At 61.8% G+C, this 17,163-nt stretch carries 16 protein-coding genes; 8 read left to right on the forward strand and 8 right to left on the reverse strand.

Annotated features, from left to right (window positions below):
* Positions 1-45 precede the first annotated feature (45 nt).
* From G7047_RS03295 to G7047_RS03310, 4 genes are all read left to right on the forward strand, one after another.
* Entirely contained in the window at positions 46-1,218 is a 1,173-nt protein-coding gene (locus tag G7047_RS03295) for a transporter substrate-binding domain-containing protein (RefSeq protein ID WP_240939512.1), read from the forward strand.
* 1 nt (position 1,219) lies between these two features.
* Positions 1,220-1,843 (forward strand): ANTAR domain-containing response regulator, encoded by a 624-nt coding sequence (locus G7047_RS03300; protein WP_166300695.1) that lies wholly within the window; start codon positions 1,220-1,222, stop codon positions 1,841-1,843.
* An 84-nt stretch (positions 1,844-1,927) separates the two neighbouring features.
* Positions 1,928-3,910 carry an acetate--CoA ligase gene (gene acs, locus G7047_RS03305; RefSeq protein ID WP_166300697.1) on the forward strand — a complete coding sequence of 661 codons (1,983 nt, stop codon included), beginning with the start codon at positions 1,928-1,930 and terminating at the stop codon, positions 3,908-3,910.
* A gap of 345 nt (positions 3,911-4,255) precedes the next feature.
* Positions 4,256-4,780, forward strand: a complete 525-nt coding sequence (locus tag G7047_RS03310; protein WP_166300699.1) for a LapA family protein — start codon at positions 4,256-4,258, stop codon at positions 4,778-4,780.
* Positions 4,781-4,894: 114 nt separating this feature from the next.
* Here G7047_RS03310 and G7047_RS03315 read toward each other — a convergent pair whose 3' ends face one another.
* Positions 4,895-5,200 carry a c-type cytochrome gene (locus G7047_RS03315; RefSeq protein ID WP_166300701.1) on the reverse strand — a complete coding sequence of 102 codons (306 nt, stop codon included), beginning with the start codon at positions 5,198-5,200 and terminating at the stop codon, positions 4,895-4,897.
* Positions 5,201-5,387: 187 nt separating this feature from the next.
* Between G7047_RS03315 and G7047_RS03320 the strand changes: the two genes are divergently transcribed.
* Together G7047_RS03320 and ilvD are read left to right on the forward strand one after the other, a co-directional pair.
* Positions 5,388-5,624 carry a TIGR04438 family Trp-rich protein gene (locus tag G7047_RS03320; protein WP_166300703.1) on the forward strand — a complete coding sequence of 79 codons (237 nt, stop codon included), beginning with the start codon at positions 5,388-5,390 and terminating at the stop codon, positions 5,622-5,624.
* Positions 5,625-5,957: 333 nt separating this feature from the next.
* A complete protein-coding gene (gene ilvD / locus G7047_RS03325) occupies positions 5,958-7,826 on the forward strand; it encodes a dihydroxy-acid dehydratase (RefSeq protein ID WP_166300705.1) in 1,869 nt (622 codons plus the stop codon).
* A gap of 505 nt (positions 7,827-8,331) precedes the next feature.
* Here the strand turns inward: ilvD and ycaC are convergent.
* Together ycaC and G7047_RS03335 are read right to left on the reverse strand one after the other, a co-directional pair.
* A complete protein-coding gene (gene ycaC / locus G7047_RS03330; protein WP_166300707.1) occupies positions 8,332-8,967 on the reverse strand; it encodes an isochorismate family cysteine hydrolase YcaC in 636 nt (211 codons plus the stop codon).
* A gap of 146 nt (positions 8,968-9,113) precedes the next feature.
* Positions 9,114-10,022 carry a pirin family protein gene (locus tag G7047_RS03335; RefSeq protein WP_166300709.1) on the reverse strand — a complete coding sequence of 303 codons (909 nt, stop codon included), beginning with the start codon at positions 10,020-10,022 and terminating at the stop codon, positions 9,114-9,116.
* A gap of 160 nt (positions 10,023-10,182) precedes the next feature.
* Here G7047_RS03335 and G7047_RS03340 point away from each other — a divergent pair, with 160 nt between their 5' ends.
* A complete protein-coding gene (locus G7047_RS03340; protein WP_166311848.1) occupies positions 10,183-11,097 on the forward strand; it encodes a LysR family transcriptional regulator in 915 nt (304 codons plus the stop codon).
* Between the two features lie 34 nt (positions 11,098-11,131).
* Here the strand turns inward: G7047_RS03340 and bfr are convergent, their stop codons facing one another.
* The 3 genes from bfr to G7047_RS03355 all read right to left on the reverse strand — a co-directional run bounded on the left by bfr (position 11,132) and on the right by G7047_RS03355 (position 14,062).
* Positions 11,132-11,614, reverse strand: coding sequence for a bacterioferritin (gene bfr / locus G7047_RS03345; protein WP_166300711.1), 483 nt, complete (start codon positions 11,612-11,614; stop codon positions 11,132-11,134).
* Positions 11,615-11,686: 72 nt separating this feature from the next.
* Complete coding sequence (locus G7047_RS03350) at positions 11,687-12,892, reverse strand: MFS transporter (RefSeq protein ID WP_240939355.1); 1,206 nt, start codon at positions 12,890-12,892, stop codon at positions 11,687-11,689.
* Between the two features lie 111 nt (positions 12,893-13,003).
* The gene (locus tag G7047_RS03355) at positions 13,004-14,062 is read right to left on the reverse strand and encodes a GlxA family transcriptional regulator (protein WP_166300713.1); all 1,059 of its coding nucleotides are present in this window, start codon (positions 14,060-14,062) and stop codon (positions 13,004-13,006) included.
* Between the two features lie 152 nt (positions 14,063-14,214).
* Here G7047_RS03355 and lgt point away from each other — a divergent pair, with 152 nt between their 5' ends.
* Complete coding sequence (gene lgt, locus G7047_RS03360; RefSeq protein WP_166300715.1) at positions 14,215-15,033, forward strand: prolipoprotein diacylglyceryl transferase; 819 nt, start codon at positions 14,215-14,217, stop codon at positions 15,031-15,033.
* Positions 15,034-15,226: 193 nt separating this feature from the next.
* Here the strand turns inward: lgt and G7047_RS03365 are convergent, their stop codons facing one another.
* Together G7047_RS03365 and G7047_RS03370 are read right to left on the reverse strand one after the other, a co-directional pair.
* Entirely contained in the window at positions 15,227-16,087 is an 861-nt protein-coding gene (locus G7047_RS03365; protein ID WP_166300717.1) for an alpha/beta fold hydrolase, read from the reverse strand.
* Positions 16,088-16,139: 52 nt separating this feature from the next.
* Complete coding sequence (locus G7047_RS03370; protein WP_240939356.1) at positions 16,140-17,153, reverse strand: tripartite tricarboxylate transporter substrate binding protein; 1,014 nt, start codon at positions 17,151-17,153, stop codon at positions 16,140-16,142.
* Positions 17,154-17,163 lie beyond the last annotated feature (10 nt).

The following is a 17,163-nucleotide window of genomic DNA, read 5'->3' on the forward strand; positions in this document are numbered from 1 at the left end:
GCATCGAAATCGGTCAGAGTGGAGTACGAACGAAAGGACGACAAATTGGCCAACAAGGACCCGTTGAGAATCGGTGTGCTGTTCTCGCAGACAGGCGTGACTTCGCGCATTGGTCAATCGCAATTGCAAGGGACTTTGCTCGGCATTGAAGAGGTCAACGATGCGGGCGGCGTGGATGGGCGCGAAGTGGTGCCCGTGATTTACGACGCGCAATCTGATCCACGCCAATATGCAGCGCTGGCCGAAAAACTCATAGTCGAAGACCGCGTGAACACCATCTTCGGCTGCTACATGTCCAGCAGCCGAAAAGCGGTGATTCCGATCATCGAGCGCTGGAACAAGCTGCTGTTCTATCCCACGTTGTACGAAGGTTTCGAGTTCTTCAACAACCTCATCTACACGGGCGCGGCGCCGAATCAGAACAGCGTGCAACTGGCCGAGTACATGACGGCGAACTTTGGTGCGCGCGCGTATCTGATCGGCTCGGACTACATCTATCCGTGGGAGTCCAACCGCATCATGAAGGAGCTGATCCAGCAGCGTCCCGACAGCGCGTTGCTGGGCGAGCGCTATGTGAAGCTTGATGCGGGCGCGCTGGATTTCAAACCGATTCTGGAAGACATCAAGGCCAAACAGCCGGACTTCATTTTTTCCACTGTGGTGGGTGATTCGACCAACAGTCTTTATCAGGCCTATGCGGATGCAGGCTTTGACCCACAGCGCATGCCGATTGCAAGTCTCACCACTTCGGAAGCAGAAATCTCGCAGATGCTGCCGGGCACGGCGGCGGGGCATTTCACGGCGGCGCCGTATTTCCAGTCGATCCGCACGGATGTGAACCAGCGTTGTCTTGAGCGCTTTCGCCGCCGCTTCGGCCATGGCGTGATGCCCAATCTCTGTTGGGAAGCCGCGTATTTTCAGGTTCATCTGTTCGCCAACGCGGCGCGGCTTGCGGGAAGCGACGAGATCAATCTGCTCATGCCACACCTGCTGGGCAGTGAGTTTCAGGCGCCGCAGGGCAAGGTGCGCATCGATGAGCGCAACCATCACACCTGCCTTTATCCACGCATTGGGCGTGTGGATCCGAACGGGCAATTCACCATCATGCGTGAGGCCACGCGGGCCGTGCATCCCGACCCCTATCTTGTGACGCATTCGTTGGGCGACTGGACGGTGAAGTTGCCCAATCAGATCGACGAGCCTGCGGGGGGCGACTGAGGTGGAGTCCGGCAATCGGCGCAGGCCGTCGGGATCGGCGCTGCTGGGGGATCTGCGCACTTTGCGCGTGGCGGTGCTGCATCCGGACGATTCCGACGGGTTGCATCTCATTCAGCAACTGCAGCGCATAGGCTGCCAGACGCAGGCCTTCTGGCCACCACCACCGGTGCTTCCCGATGTGACCGATGTGGTCTTCATCGCGGTGCGCCCCGATGTGATCCACCGCGATATGACTTGGCGAACGCCGGAGATGAGGGCCGCGGTAATCGCCATCGTCACCTATGAAAATCCGACCATCGTGCAAACGGTGCTGGAGCTTGGCGCGCATGCGGTGATGCCGTCGCCGGTGCGCTCGTTCGGCGTGCTTTCCACGCTGGTGGTGGCGCGCGGTGTGCAGCATGAAATGGCCAATCAGACCAAGCAGATCCGCAAGCTCGAAACCAAGCTGGCAGGCCAGCGCCGGCTGGCCGATGCCAAGGCGGTGTTGATGCAGCAGCGTTGTATTTCTGAAGACGCGGCTTACGACCTGATCCGTGCGCAAGCGATGGCCAAGCGCATGTCCATGGACGAGATCGCCACGGCCATCATCAACGCCAACGAAATCCTCAACCTCGGGAAAACCTGAGTTGCGGCGAATTCCCGAGTCAGGGTGACGTAAGAGCGACGTTCGATATTATCTGCACAAGTAGTCAACCTTGGAGACAAAGATATGAGCGCCATTGAGTCCGTGCTGGTGGAAAACCGCGTGTTCCCGCCCGCCGATAATTTTGTGAAGGCTGCCCGGGTGTCTGGCATGGCCGGATACCAGGCCCTTTGCGACGAAGCCGAGAAAGATTTCGAAGGCTTCTGGGCTCGTCTGGCTCGTGAAAACGTGCAGTGGTCCAAGCCCTTCACCCAGACCCTGGACGAGTCCAACGCGCCGTTCTTCAAGTGGTTCGCCGACGGTGAGCTCAACGCGAGCGCCAATTGTCTCGACCGCCACATTGGGACGTCTACCGAGAACAAGACTGCCATCATCTTCGAAGCCGACGATGGTGCCGTCACCAAGGTCACTTTCAAGGAGCTGCTCGCCCGCGTGAGTCAGTTCGCCAATGCGCTCAAGGCGCACGGCATCAAGAAAGATGATCGTGTCCTGATCTATATGCCGATGACCATCGAAGGCGTGGTCGCAATGCAGGCCTGTGCCCGCATCGGCGCGACACACAGCGTGGTGTTTGGCGGCTTCTCGGCCAAGGCGGTGAACGAGCGCATCGTGGACGTGGGTGCCGTTGCCGTCGTGACTGCCAACTACCAACTGCGCGGCGGTAAGGAGTTGCCGCTCAAGGCCATCGTCGATGAAGCCATCGATGCCGGTGGCTGCGAGGGCGTGAAGAACGTGTTCGTGTTCGAGCGTACCCCGACCGCCTGCAAGATGGTGGCCGGTCGCGACAAGACCTTCGGCGAGATGATGGTGGGGCAGAGCACTGAGTGTGCTCCTGTGCCGGTCGAGGCCGAGCACCCACTGTTCATCCTCTACACCAGCGGCTCCACCGGCAAACCTAAGGGCGTGCAGCATGCCACCGGCGGTTATCTGCTGTGGGCCAAGGTGACGATGGACTGGACCTTCGACGCCAAGCCAGACGATGTGTTCTGGTGCACGGCCGACATCGGCTGGATCACCGGCCACACTTATGTCACCTACGGCCCGCTGGCTGCCGGCATCACTCAGGTGGTGTTCGAGGGCATCCCCACGTTCCCGCACGCTGGCCGTTTCTGGGAAATGATCCAGCGCCACAAGGTCACCACGTTCTATACCGCGCCCACGGCCATCCGATCGCTGATCAAGGCAGCGGATTCGGACGAGAAGGTGCATCCGAAGAACTGGGACATGTCGAGCCTGCGCATCCTCGGCAGCGTCGGCGAGCCAATCAACCCCGAAGCCTGGATGTGGTACTACCGCAATATCGGCCACGAGCGCTGCCCCATCGTCGACACCTTCTGGCAGACCGAAACCGGCGGCCACGTCATCACCCCGCTGCCGGGTGCGACGCCGCTGGTGCCGGGCTCCTGCACGCTGCCGCTGCCAGGCATCACCACCGCCATCGTGGACGAGGCGGGCAACGACATGCCCAATGGCGCGGGCGGCATTCTGGTGATCAAGAAGCCCTGGCCGTCGATGATCCGCACGATCTGGAATGACCCGGAGCGTTTCAAGAAGAGCTACTTCCCCGAAGAACTCAAGGGCTACTACCTTGCGGGTGACGGCGCGGTGCGCAATGCCGACAACGGCTACTTTCGCATCACTGGTCGCATCGACGACGTGCTGAACGTCTCGGGCCACCGCATGGGCACGATGGAGATCGAATCCGCACTGGTTTCCAAAACGGACCTGGTCGCCGAAGCCGCCGTGGTGGGCCGTCCCGACGACGTGACCGGCGAGGCCATCTGCGCCTTCGTGGTCCTGAAGCGTGGCCGCCCGACCGGCGAAGAGGCCAAGGCCATCGCCACCGAACTGCGCAACTGGGTCGCCAAGGAAATCGGCCCCATCGCCAAGCCCAAGGACATCCGTTTCGGCGACAACCTGCCCAAGACCCGCAGCGGCAAGATCATGCGCCGCCTGCTGCGTTCACTGGCCAAGGGCGAAGCGATCACCCAGGACACAAGCACGCTGGAAAATCCCGCCATCTTGGATCAATTGGCCGAAACCAATTGATCCAAGCGGGGCGCGAAGCGGCCTGTTGCACAGCGCACGTGGCGGGATTTGGGAAGCACTCATATCGCGAAGCGATGTGATGTGCTTACCAAAATCCCGCCATCTTGGATCAATTGGCCGAAACCAATTGATATTGGATTGGCTGCGGTGTAGAACGCTTTTCAGTAGCAAGGCCAGCAACCTCACGGTTGTTGGCCTTTTTTATGTCGCCGTTTTGTCAACAATCTGTAGGACTCGGGCGGAAATATCCGCCAAATCCACAGCGAGTGCGCGTCATAGGATACAAACAAGGTTTCCCATCGCCAATTGATTTGGCAAGACTCTGCATTGCGGGAGTTTGCATCCATGAATTCAAGAACCATCATCCTTTTGCTGATTTCCATCGTCATTGCGGCGCTCGCCGTGTTGAACTGGAACACGTTGGTCACCCCCACCACCGTGTCGCTTGGCGTGACCGAAATCCAGGCACCGCTCGGCGCCATCATGCTGGGGCTGACGATTCTGCTCTGCGTATTCTTTTTGGCTTACGTGCTCACGCTGCACGGCTCGGTGCTGGTGGAGACACGTCGCCACGTCAAAGAAATGGCCGCCCAACGCGAGCTGGCCGACAAGGCAGAGCTGTCGCGCTTCACCGAGCTGCGCCAGTTTCTGGAAACCCAGCAGCGTCAGCAGCAGGACCTGTTCAACGCACGCATGGATGCCATGGAAGCCCGCGTGATGGCGCGTACGGCAGAGGCTGAGAACGTGACCGCCGCCTTCATGGGCCAACTGGAAGACCAACTGCGTGGGCGCGGCGTGTCCACACCGGTGTCAAGCCGCGTGGCGGATGTCGATGTCGGATCGTTCAAGCCGTCTGGCGATCGCTTCTGATCTTCAAATCGGGTAGTCCAAACAAAAACGCCGTGCTGCAAATGCATGCAGCACGGCGCTTTTTTTCTTGGGGGAACGACGTCGAAACGCCGCATCGTGGAATGATCGATCAGATCATTTCAGCGTCAGCACCCACTCGGCCAGCTTCTTGGCTTCGGCGTCGTTGACCTGTGCATTCGCGGGCATGGGAACCGGACCCCATACGCCGGAGCCGCCCTTGAGGATCTTGCCTGCCAGAGTGTCCACTGCGCCAGCCTTGCCTGCGTACTTGGCGGCCACTTCCTTGAAGGCAGGGCCAACCAGCTTCTTGTCGACTGAATGGCAGGCCATGCAGTTTTTCGACGTTGCGAGAGCCTGATCAGCGAAGGCTGGGGCTGCCACTGCGAGGGTCATTGCGAGAGTGATCAGGGAGCGCTTCATCTTCTTTTCCTATCTTCCGTGGGTTACAGTTACTGCTACTTAATGCGATTGTAGTGATCGGGGTTGACCGGAATCGATGATCCCGTTCAAGAAATTTCGGTCTCCGGGTCGGATGAGTTTTTACTTATCGGATGCAATCTACACGCGCAATCGAAAAAATCGACAAGGCATTCTGGAGGAACCTACCGTGTACACATTGGTTTTGGGGATTTTGCTGGTCCTGCTCAAGTATCTCGATGTCAGTCCCGTAGTCAATTGGTCATGGTGGGCCGTGCTTTCCCCGTTTGCCGTCTCGGCGATCTGGTGGGCGTGGGCTGATGCGTCTGGTTACACCAAGCGCAAGGCCATGGAAAAGATGGACCAGCGCCGCAAGGACCGCATCGACCGGGCCAAGCAAGCCATGGGCCGCGGCGACAGGCGCTGAAGGACTGGCAGTTCGCGAGACTTCAAACATGGGCGGATCTTGCATCCGGCCTGTGTGAACCTGATGTGTACTGTGTAAAGCCATCGCAAACGCCCGCGTGGCGCGAATGCCTATGGCCCCTCTCGGGAAGCAGGGCGGGCGCTGCGAGATAATCGACAATTTGCGTCCGGCGCGCTTTCGCAGGAGCCCACAAGGCTTCCCCACCCTGCGGCCGGGCACCTGACCCGGCGTACCCTGCGGGCCCATGGAACTTTTTTGATAAATTGGCTGGCCTCATCGAGAGTGCTCACAGCCCGGAAAAGTCTTTCTTCAAGTTTCTTCTCAGTAACCACGATGCCCGCATACCGTTCCAAAACATCCACCGCCGGTCGCAACATGGCTGGTGCCCGCTCGCTGTGGCGAGCCACCGGCATGAAAGATGGCGACTTCTCCAAGCCCATCATTGCCGTGGTCAACTCGTTCACGCAGTTTGTGCCGGGCCATGTGCATCTGAAGGATCTGGGCCAGCTTGTCGCCCGCGAGATCGAAGCCGCTGGCGGTGTCGCCAAGGAGTTCAACACCATCGCCGTGGACGACGGCATCGCCATGGGCCACGACGGCATGTTGTATTCGCTGCCCAGCCGCGAAATCATTGCCGACTCGGTCGAGTACATGGTGAATGCGCACTGCGCTGACGCGATGGTCTGCATCTCCAACTGCGACAAGATCACCCCAGGCATGCTGATGGCCGCTATGCGCCTGAACATCCCCGTCGTGTTCGTCTCCGGTGGCCCGATGGAAGCTGGCAAGGTCAAGCTGGCCGTGCCTGCAGCGGACGGCACCAAGACCATTCAGATCAAGAAGCTCGACCTGATCGACGCCATGGTGATGGCCGCCGACGACAAGGTGAGCGACGCCGAGGTGGCCGAAGTTGAGCGCTCGGCTTGCCCGACCTGCGGTTCCTGCTCGGGCATGTTCACCGCCAACTCCATGAACTGCCTGGCCGAAGCGTTGGGTCTGGCGCTGCCGGGCAACGGCACCGTGGTGGCTACGCACGCCGACCGCGAGCAACTTTTCAAGCGCGCCGGTCGCCTGGCCGTGGATCTGTGCCAGCGCTACTACGAGCAGGAAGACGTGAGCATCCTGCCGCGCTCCATGGGTTTCAAGGCGTTTGAAAACGCCATCACGCTCGACATCGCCATGGGCGGCTCGACCAACACGATTCTTCACTTGCTGGCCATCGCCCAGGAAGCCGAGATCGACTTCACGATGCGCGACATCGACCGCCTCTCGCGCACCGTGCCGCAGCTATGCAAGGTCGCGCCCAACACCAACAAGTACCACATCGAAGACGTGCACCGCGCAGGCGGCATCATGGCCATCCTCGGCGAGCTGGACCGCGCAGGCAAGCTGCATACCGACGTGCCCACCGTGCACGCCAAGACCATGAAAGAAGCGCTCGCGCAATGGGATATCACCCAGACGCAGGACGAGGCCGTCAAGACCTTCTACATGGCAGGCCCTGCGGGTATCCCCACGCAGGTCGCGTTCAGCCAGAATACCCGCTGGCCCAGCCTCGACGCCGACCGCGCCGAAGGCTGCATCCGCTCTTACGAGCATGCGTTCTCGAAAGAGGGCGGCCTCGCGGTGCTCACCGGCAACATCGCACTCGACGGTTGCGTGGTGAAGACTGCGGGCGTGGACGACTCCATCCTCGTGTTCGAAGGCCCGGCGCATGTCGTCGAGTCGCAGGATGAAGCCGTGGAGAACATCCTCGCCGACAAGGTCAAGGCGGGTGACGTGGTCGTCGTGCGCTACGAAGGCCCCAAGGGCGGCCCCGGCATGCAGGAAATGCTCTACCCCACGAGCTACATCAAGTCCAAGGGCCTGGGCAAGGCCTGTGCGCTGCTGACGGATGGACGCTTTTCTGGAGGCACGTCCGGCCTGTCGATAGGCCACTGCTCTCCAGAGGCGGCCGCAGGCGGCGCGATTGGCCTCGTGCGCAACGGTGACAAGATCCGCATCGACATTCCCAACCGCACCATCGACGTGCTGCTGAGCGACGAAGAACTCGCCAAGCGCCGCGAAGAGCAGAACGCCGCTGGCTGGAAGCCAGTCAAGCCGCGCCCACGCAAAGTGTCCACTGCGCTCAAGGCATATGCCAAGCTGGTGACGTCGGCGGATAAAGGCGCGGTGCGGGACGCGTCACTGTTGGAAGACTGAAGCACATGGCACTGACGCGGGATGATCGTCCGCGTCAGGTGGCGCTGCAGAAATAAAGCCGCTCCCGAGAGAGCGGTTTTATTTTGCTCAGGCAGATAGTGGCGTTATATGACCCCAGGGAGAGTCTGAAACGGGTGGTTTCTGAGCCAAGCGACCCGGGCCCGCCGATGCCCGCGCATCATCCAGATCGAAAGCGCAGTCGAAATATTTTTCGTCCTCGCTCCAGGGGGCTTGCTCCTTCCAAAGTGTCTCTGATCAGTGCCGGGTCAGTCCGTGCGCATGAATGCCGCAGCAACGATTTTGGTAGTGCAACTGGCCACAGTTCTGGTCAGCAGTCCTGTAGGGCCGCGGCTTTGTTTGCAGCGGGTGCTGCGATCACCCGTTGTCGCAAGCGTGGTTCGATTCGTTGATCGGAGGAATCGAGCGCCTTGGACGACGCGAACCACAAAGCTCCTTTGAAAGGCCAAAGGCCTGACCGAGGAGCTTTTTCACGGGTGTGAGGGGGTCACTTTGCCTGCACTGAAGATGCCACGCCGTAGCTGTTCATCAGATTGCGGTAGTCCGGAATGTGATTGGCAAACAGCGTGCCGAGTCCTTCGACGTCGTTGCGCCAATCGCGGTGCAGTTCGCAGGCGACGCCGAACCAGGTCATCAACTGGGCACCGGCTTGCTCCATGCGGCTCCAGGCGCTGTGACGGGTGAGTTCGTTGAAGGTGCCGGAGGCATCGGTCACGACGAACACCTCAAAGCCTTCGGCGAGGGCCGAGAGGGCGGGGAAGGCCACGCAGACCTCGGTCACCACGCCTGCGATGATGAGCTGCTTCTTGCCGGTGGCACGGATGGCGGCCACGAATTCCTCATTGTCCCAGGCGTTGATCTGGCCGGGGCGGGCGATGTAGGGCGCATCGGGGAAGGTGGCGGTCAGTTCGGGCATGAGTGGGCCATTGGGGCCGTTTTCAAAGCTGGTGGTCAGAATGGTCGGCAGCTTGAAGTACTTGGCCAGATCGGCCAGCGCAAGCACGTTGTTCTTGAAGCGGTCGGGCTCGATATCGCGCACCAGCGACAGCAGGCCGGCCTGATGGTCCACCAGCAGAGCGGCGGCGTTGTTTTTGTCGAGGCGGGCGTAGTCTTTGCGGGTCATGAATGCTCCTTGGTTGAAAAACGGGTTTGAAGGCGAGTTGGGAAAAAAGAGGTGTTTGAAATCTCTGGCGTGCAGTGCTCCCAGCGTTGCCCCGAGGAGGGCAACGCCTGGGATGGCTGCATGGGGCGCCGACGGGCGGCGCGTGCTCAGTGGGCCTGCGCTGCGCTGTCGCTTGTCACGCTTATCGTGGCCGGGATCTGCCCGAAGCGGCCGGTGCGCATGTCCTCCATGGCCTCTTCGATTTCGGCCTTGGTGTTCATCACGAATGGTCCGTAGCCGACCACGGGTTCGTTGATCGGCTCGCCCGAGAGCCACAACAGCGTCACATCGTTGTTGGCCTCGAGCAGGACGCGGTCGGCGTCGCGCTCAAGGTGCACCAACTGACCTTCGCGCGCCACCTGGTCACCGTTGATCAGCACTGTGCCGTGCAATACCACCACAGCCAGCGTGTGGCCGGGGATGGCAGGTAGCTCGGCGGTGGCTCCGGCTGCGAGGCGCACATCCCACACGTTGATGGGTGTGTGCGTCTTCGCGGGTCCGTGGCCTTCACCGAAGTCGCCTGCGATCACACGGACCCGTCCGGCATCATCCGGCAGCGCGATGCTGGGGATGTTGCGGTTCAGCAGGTTCTGGTAGCCGGGCGCACCGAGCTTGTCCTTGGCGGGCAGATTGACCCAGAGCTGCACCATCTCCAGCATGCCGCCGGATTGGGTGAAGGCTTCGGAGTGAAACTCCTCGTGCAGGATGCCTGAGGCAGCGGTCATCCACTGCACGTCGCCGGGGCCGATGGTGCCGCCCGCGCCGGTGGAGTCGCGGTGTGCCACCTCGCCTTCATAGACGATGGTGACGGTCTCGAAACCCCGGTGCGGATGCACGCCCACGCCGCGCGGTGCGGTGGTGGGTGTGAATGACATCGGGCCCGCGTGGTCGAGCAGCAGGAACGGGCTCAGCGCGCGGCCGTGGTCGCCGTAGCTGAACAGCGAGCGCACGGGAAAACCGTCGCCCACCCAGTGTGGACGGGGTGCATCGTAGATTCCAATGACTTTCTTCAGCATGGCGTGACTCCTTCGGGTGGCGGGCTGCTGCATTTGCTTGTGGCCTGCCGTTGAACATGTATGAATTATGTGTTTGGAACGATGATTTGATAAGTAAGCAATAATCGGCATCAGTGTTTCAATAATGGAACGATAACTTTGACGGAAAAGTGGCTTGCCGATGGTTGCTCCGGATCTGAATGAACTCTTCTACTTCGCCCGGGTGGTGGAGCACGGCGGCTTTGCGTCAGCGGGCCGGGCGCTGGGAATTCCCAAATCCAAGCTGAGTCGCCGAGTGGCGCAGCTCGAGGAGCGGCTGGGCGTGCAGTTGCTGATGCGCTCCACCCGCAGCTTTGCGGTGACCGATGTCGGCAAGCGTTACTACGCGCACTGTCGAGCGATGCTTACCGAGGCGACAGCGGCGGAGGAGTCGGTGGCGATGCTGCATGCCGAGCCATGCGGGCTGGTGCGGCTGTCGTGCCCGGTGGCGCTGCTGGCGTCGCGGGTGGGGAGCATGCTGGGCACGTTTATGGCGCAGTACCCGCGCGTGCAACTGCATGTGGAGGAGACGAATCGCCGGGTAGACGTGGTGGCTGAGGGGCTGGACTTGGCGATCCGCGTGCGCCCGCCACCGCTCGAAGACAGCGATCTGGTGATGCGCGTGCTCGCCGATCGTGGGCAAATTCTGGTCGCCAGCCCGCAGTTGGTGGCGCGCTGCGGTGGCAATCCGCTCGGGCCTGCCGATCTGTCTGACTGGCCAAGCATGGATGTCGGCGTTCCCAAAGAGCATCACCGCTGGCTGCTGCTCGGGCCCCAAGGGGCGAGCGCGGATGTGCGCCATCAACCGCGCTATGTGACGGGATCGTTGCTGGCGCTGCGTGCGGCGGCCGAGTCGGGTGTGGGGGTGGTGCAGCTGCCGCGCATGTTCGTGCAGGAGCTGTGCACGAGCGGCGCGCTGGTGGAGGTACTGCCCGGCTGGGAGCCACGGCGCGAGCTGGTGCACGCCGTGTTCGCGTCACGTCGCGGGCAGTTGCCTGCGGTGCGCGCGCTGCTGGATTTTCTGGCGGAGCAGTTCGAGCAGCTCAAGGAGGACTAGGACGGAGCGGGCACTCAGTCCCGTCCCGTTTGGATCAGGCGCCAGCGGATGTCGACGATTGCGTCTGCAGATAGTTTTGCAGGCCGATCAGATCGATCAGGCCGAGTTGCTTTTCGAGCCAGTAGGCGTGGTCTTCCTCGGTGTCGCGCAGTTGGGCGAGCAGGATGTCGCGACTTACGTAGTCCTTGTGCAGCTCGCACAGCGCCATGCTCGCCTTGAGGTTGGCGCGCACGGTGTACTCGGTCTCAAGATCCTTCTTGAGCATCTCGACCACGGTCTCACCGGGCTCGAATGCGTGCGGGCGCATGTCGGGCTTGCCTTCGAGCATCAGGATGCGGCGCAGGATGGCGTCGGCGTGTGCTGTCTCTTCTTCCATCTCATGGCCGATGCGCTCATACAGGCGCACGAAGCCCTGATCTTCGTACTGGCGCGAGTGGATGAAATACTGGTCGCGCGCAGCGAGTTCGCCGCGCAGCAATTCCTTGAGGCTTTCGATGACTTCGGGGATACCTTGCATGGTGATCTTCTTTCTTTTTGGGATACTGATAAACCCGAAGTATGACGGGCGAATCGCTCTTCGCAAAGTCAATTAGCCGGTATTGCGGATTGGGTGATTCTGACTCGCATTTATGGGCCTGCAGAGCCACCACGCGACCCCCACCAGAACCACCAGCGCGAACACATTGATCGCCTGCCAGCCAAGCGTCTGCATGAGTGCGCCGCAACTGAACGACATGATGGCGGCGACGGCGCTGTTAGTCCATTCCATCATCGGTTGCGCGGTTGCGCGCTCCTCGGGCGAATGCGCCAAAGTGAGCAGGGTGGTACCCGCGAGCAGCATGAGATTCCAACCTGCGCCCAGCAATAGTGAACTGATCAGAAACAGCGTGGCCGACAGCCCGCTCAAGGCCAGCGCCGCACTGGCCGTCAGCAGCAAAGCGCCTGTCCACGCGACCGGCCGAGCCCCCCAGCGATCCACCAGCGAGCCAGCTACCAGCGATGGCAGAAACATGCCCAGCACATGCCACTGGATCACCTGCGTTGATGTGCCCAGCGCGTGCCCGTGGCCATGCATGGCGAGCGGCGTGGCGTTCATCACCAGAATCATCAGCCCATGCCCGCAAGCCGTGATGCTCAGTGCCTGACGTATGGCGGGGCGCGACCAAAGCTCGCGACGCAGCGCCTTGTTGGATGGCGCTGCTTTCGCACTGACGGGCGCGGCCGAGACGCTCTCCGGCAGCCAGCTCAACAGCACCAAGGCGCACAGCGCCAGCACCGAGATGAACACGTACGCTCCCGCCATCGGTGTGGCAAACCAGTTCACCGCGTGCAGTGCCACACCGGGCGCGAACAGGGCTGCGGCGATGCCGCCCGCCACCACCCACGCGGCGGCGCGGCCCTTGTACCGGGCGTCGACACCGTCGAGCGCAGCGAATCGGTAGAACCCGGCAGATGCCTGATATACGCCAAGCAACAGCATTGCGCCGCAGAACAGCAGAAAACTCGCTGCATGCACGGCATAGGCGGCGAGCAACCCGGCCGCAATGCCGAACACCGCACCGCGCTGCAGCCCGCGGCGTCGTCCGCGCTGCTGCATCCAGCGCGCGAGCGCGCCCACGGCCAGCAGGTTGCCAAGCACCAGCAGGGCGAGCGGCAAGGTTGCGAGTAGCGACGAGGGCGCGAGGCGTTGGCCGATCAGCGCCGTCAACGCGATGCCGATGATGGAGCAGGACCAGTAGAGCGCCTGCGCTGCACTGAGCACGGCGAGTTGGGGGTGGCGACGAAGAATCATCATGATGGGTTGTGGACTCCACGGAGAAAAAACGAAAGGCGCAGGAAGGCCCGGCCGCAGCACGTTCGGCGCTGCGGAAATGAAGACGGAAACGGATCGCGTTGAGGAGGGAAATCAGCCGGAGCCAGAGCTAGAGCCAAAACGCTCGGCAAAGGCCTGCGGGCTTACCGCGAGATGCTTATGGAAGCTGCGGCGCAGGTTCTCGGGATGCCCAAACCCGCACAGCCGCGCGACGGTAGTCACGGAGGCTTGTTGCTGCCCGAGCAGCGCGGAGGCAGCTTCGACGCGCACGCGCTCCACATACTTGGCGGGCGTGGTGCCCAGCTCCTTTTGAAACACCCGCGCCAGCGTACGCGGCGGCAGGCAGGCCTTTTCAGCGAGCCGGCCCACGCTGAGGTCGGCTCCGATCTGCCCCGGAATCCAGTCGAGCAGTTGCGCCAGACGCGGTGCCTGTGTGGTCTCGGGTGCAAGCAAGGGGCTGAACTGTGCCTGCCCACCGGGCCGTCGCATGAACATCACCAATTGCCGCGCCACGGCCAGCGCACAAGCGCGTCCCAGATCGGCCTCGACCAGAGCCAGCGCCAGATCGATGCCGGCCGTCACGCCCGCCGAGGTGAACAGATGGCCATAGACCGGATGCCCGGCCTCGAAGGTGTGCAGCCGGTCGCTGTCCACTGCGATGTCCGGATTCATCTCGCGCAGCTGATCGACCCGGCACCAGTGCGTAGTCGCCGCCATGCCATTGAGCAGCCCGGCGCGCGCCAGCACCAGCGCGCCAGAGCAGACCGAACCCAGCCGCATCACGTGCGGCTCGATGTGTCTGATCCACGCACGCAGCGCCTCGTCGTGCTGGATCACATCGACACCATCGCCACCGGGAATCAGAACCGTAGAGTTGGCGGGCAGCTCCAGATCGCGCCAATTGCCATCGACCAGCATCCGGAGGCCACTCGAGGTGGTCACCGCACCTGACGCATCACCGGACACCAGTTGTGGCCGGTACCACGCTCGCAGGCCCTGCTTGATGCGGACATCGTTGGCCGTCGCAAACACCTGCAGCGGCCCGGCGATGTCGAGACTCATAGCGTTCTCATAGCCCACGCAGACCACGAGATGGCCTTCGCTGGCGCGGCGTGATCGGGCGGGTGAGGGCGTTGCGGATTTCCGTGGCATGGGAGAAGTGTGGGGCGGAATGGATGTGGCAACAATGACATTGACCGCATAGATTCTGCCATTTTGGCAAGATGCAGAAATGGCCCGCAGGCCCTTGTCGGCATCAAGGCTCAAACCCGTGTGTCCCGATACGGACAGACGCATGCGGCACAATGCCGCCCATGCTGATGTACCCGCATATTGATCCCGTGGCCTTGCAACTCGGCCCACTTGCCATCCACTGGTATGGCATCACCTATCTGGTCGCCTTTGGCCTGTTCATGTTCCTCGGAACCCGGCGCCTGAAGCACGAACCCTATGCCTCCATGAAAGGAGACCGCGCCTGGACGCGCAAGGACGTGGAGGATATTCTGTTCCTCGGCGTCGTCGGCGTGGTCGTGGGCGGACGGCTGGGCTATTGCCTGTTCTACAAACCGGGCTACTACCTGTTGCACCCGCTGGAAATCTTCTTCGTCTGGCAGGGCGGCATGAGCTTTCACGGCGGCATGCTCGGCGTGATCGCCTCGATGATCTGGTTCTCCCATTCGCGCAAACGTCCTTGGCTCGAAGTGACCGATTTCGTCGCCCCCTGCGTTCCGACCGGTCTTGCCGCAGGCCGCATCGGCAACTTCATCAACGGCGAACTTTGGGGCCGCTTCTCATCGCCCGACCTGCCGTGGGGCATGGTGTTTCCCCAGAGCGGCTCGATGTTGCCGCGCCATCCTTCGCAGATTTATCAGGTCTTGATGGAGGGTTTGCTGCTGTTTGTCCTGCTGTGGCTTTATGCGCGCAAGCCTCGGAAGTTGGGGGAGGTGTCGGCTGCCTTCCTCGTTGGCTACGGCCTGTTCCGGTTCATCGCGGAGTACTTCCGGGAGCCAGATGATTTTCTCGGGATTCTGTCTTTGGGGTTGAGTATGGGGCAGTGGTTGTGTTTGCCTATGATTTTGGCGGGGGCTGCTATGTGGGGGTGGGCTCATAAGCAGCGTTCTTGATTTTTCATTCTTGTTTTTGGCTTCTGTTGCGTGGCTGAGGGCGGGGGCCGGGAGTTCCGCCCGGCGGCGGAGTCACTTTTTGCGTGCAAGCAAAAAGTGATTGCCCCGCCGGGGGCAGTCCCGGCCTCCGTAAGCAACCCCCCCAGCCGCTCCTCGATCAGCCAAAAAATGAACCCAACCCGCGTTGAAAAAATCAACGTGGAAGAAACCCCGTCACCATCGAGTTGAATACCTCCGCATGTTCCCACTGCGCCCAGTGCCCACACTGGTTGAAGATGTGCATCTCCGCATTCGGAATCCCCCAGATCACGCGTAGTCCCACGTCGAGCGGCACAAAACGATCATCACGCCCCCAGATCACCAAGGTCTTGGCCTTGATCTCCGAGAGCCGGTGCCCGTAGTCGCTGAACTGCTTGGGAAACACCTGCAGGCTCTTGACGAAGTTTTCTAGATGATCACGGCGCGCGAGGATGTTGGCCAGGCGCTGCTGATAAAGCTCTTCGGTGAGGCTGCTCGCGTCGTAGACGAAGACGTTCATCATGCGCTTCAAATTCTCGACCGTGGGATCGCGGTAGAGCGCGCCGATGAGTTTGATGCCTTCGGTTGGCATGGGAACGAACTGGCTCGGGCCGCCGGTGCCGCCGCCCATGAGGATGAGCTTGTCGACGTTCTGCGGGTTGGCGAGCGCGAAGCCGACGGCGCTGTGCGCGCCCATGGAGTTGCCGATGATGTGGACCTTGGCGATGCCGAGTTGGTCGAGCACGGCTTTCAGGCAGCGGGCGTTCAGGTCGCTGCGCGAGCCGGTGCTGATGATGGTGTCGCTCTTGCTCCAGCCGGGGCAGTCGAGCAGGATGACGCGATAGCCCGCGTTGACCAGCGGTTCGATGTTGCGATGGAAATTCGCCCAGCCGCTCGCACCGGGGCCGGAGCCGTGGAGCATGACGACGACTTTTTCTCCGGCGCCGACATCGTTGTAGTGCAGTTGCAGGGGCTTGCCGTCTTCGGTGATGGTGATGAAGCGGCTGGTGGTGGATTCAGTGAGTTCTTTGGTCATGAGATCTGTCTTTCGTTGGAGAAGCAACGTGCGATGAAAGGCCGCGACTTCATCAGTCGATGGATGCGCCGCTGGCCTTGACCAGTGCGGACCAGCGCATCTGCTCGTTGCGCATGTACTTGCCGAAGTCCTCGGGCGAGGAGGCGAAGCTCTGCATGCCCTGTTCGTTGAAGCGCTTGAGCACTTCAGGGTCTTTCAGTGCGGCTGCGAAGGCCTGGTTGAGTCGATCCACGATGGGGGCGGGCGTGCCGGTTTTGACGACGGCCCCGAACCACACGCCGGCGTTGACACCGTTCACGCCGAGTTCGGCCATGGTGGGGACGTTGGGCATCTGCGGCGAGCGCTTGTCTGCGGCAATGGCGATGGGTTTGAGGCGCTTGCCCACGATCAGCGGGGCGGTGGTGATGACTGGGTCGAACATGAAATCGACCTGGCCGCCCATCACGTCCTGCAGCGCGGGGGCCGAGCCCTTGTAGGCGACGTGGCTGAAGTTGCCGCCGACCTTGGTGCGGAACATTTCGCCGAGCAGGTGGCCGATGGAGCCCACGCCCTGCGATGCGAATGTGAGGCCGTTGGTGCGTGTCTTGGCCTGCTGGATCACGTCGTTCAGGCTGTTCATCGGGCTGTTGGCCGGAACGACGAGCACCAGTGGCGACGAGGCGAGCGGGGTGACCGGCGTGAAGTCCTTGTTCGGGTCGTACGAGAAGTTGCGGTACAGCGTCGGGTTGATCGCGAACATCTCGGTGGCGCCGACGAAGATCGTATGGCCGTCAGCAGGCTGCTGGCGCACGGCACCAGCTGCGATCTGGCCGCCGCCGCCGGGGCGGTTGTCGACGATGACAGGCTTGCCGAGCTGGTCGCTGACCTTGGTGGCAAGCGTGCGCGTCACGTTGTCGGTGATGCCGCCTGCGGGAAACGGCACGACGATGGTGATCGCTTTGGATGGGAAGCTGCCCGTGGCGACTGCAGGCTGTGCCTGTGCTTGCATGGGCAGCAGTGCGGCGCTGGCGGCGAGGGCCAGGGCCGAGGTGGTGGAGCGGACGAAAAAGGAGCGGCGATTGCGCATGATGAATGTC

Source organism: Diaphorobacter sp. HDW4A, assembly GCF_011305995.1.
In the GTDB taxonomy this organism is placed as follows: Bacteria; Pseudomonadota; Gammaproteobacteria; order Burkholderiales; family Burkholderiaceae_C; genus Diaphorobacter_A.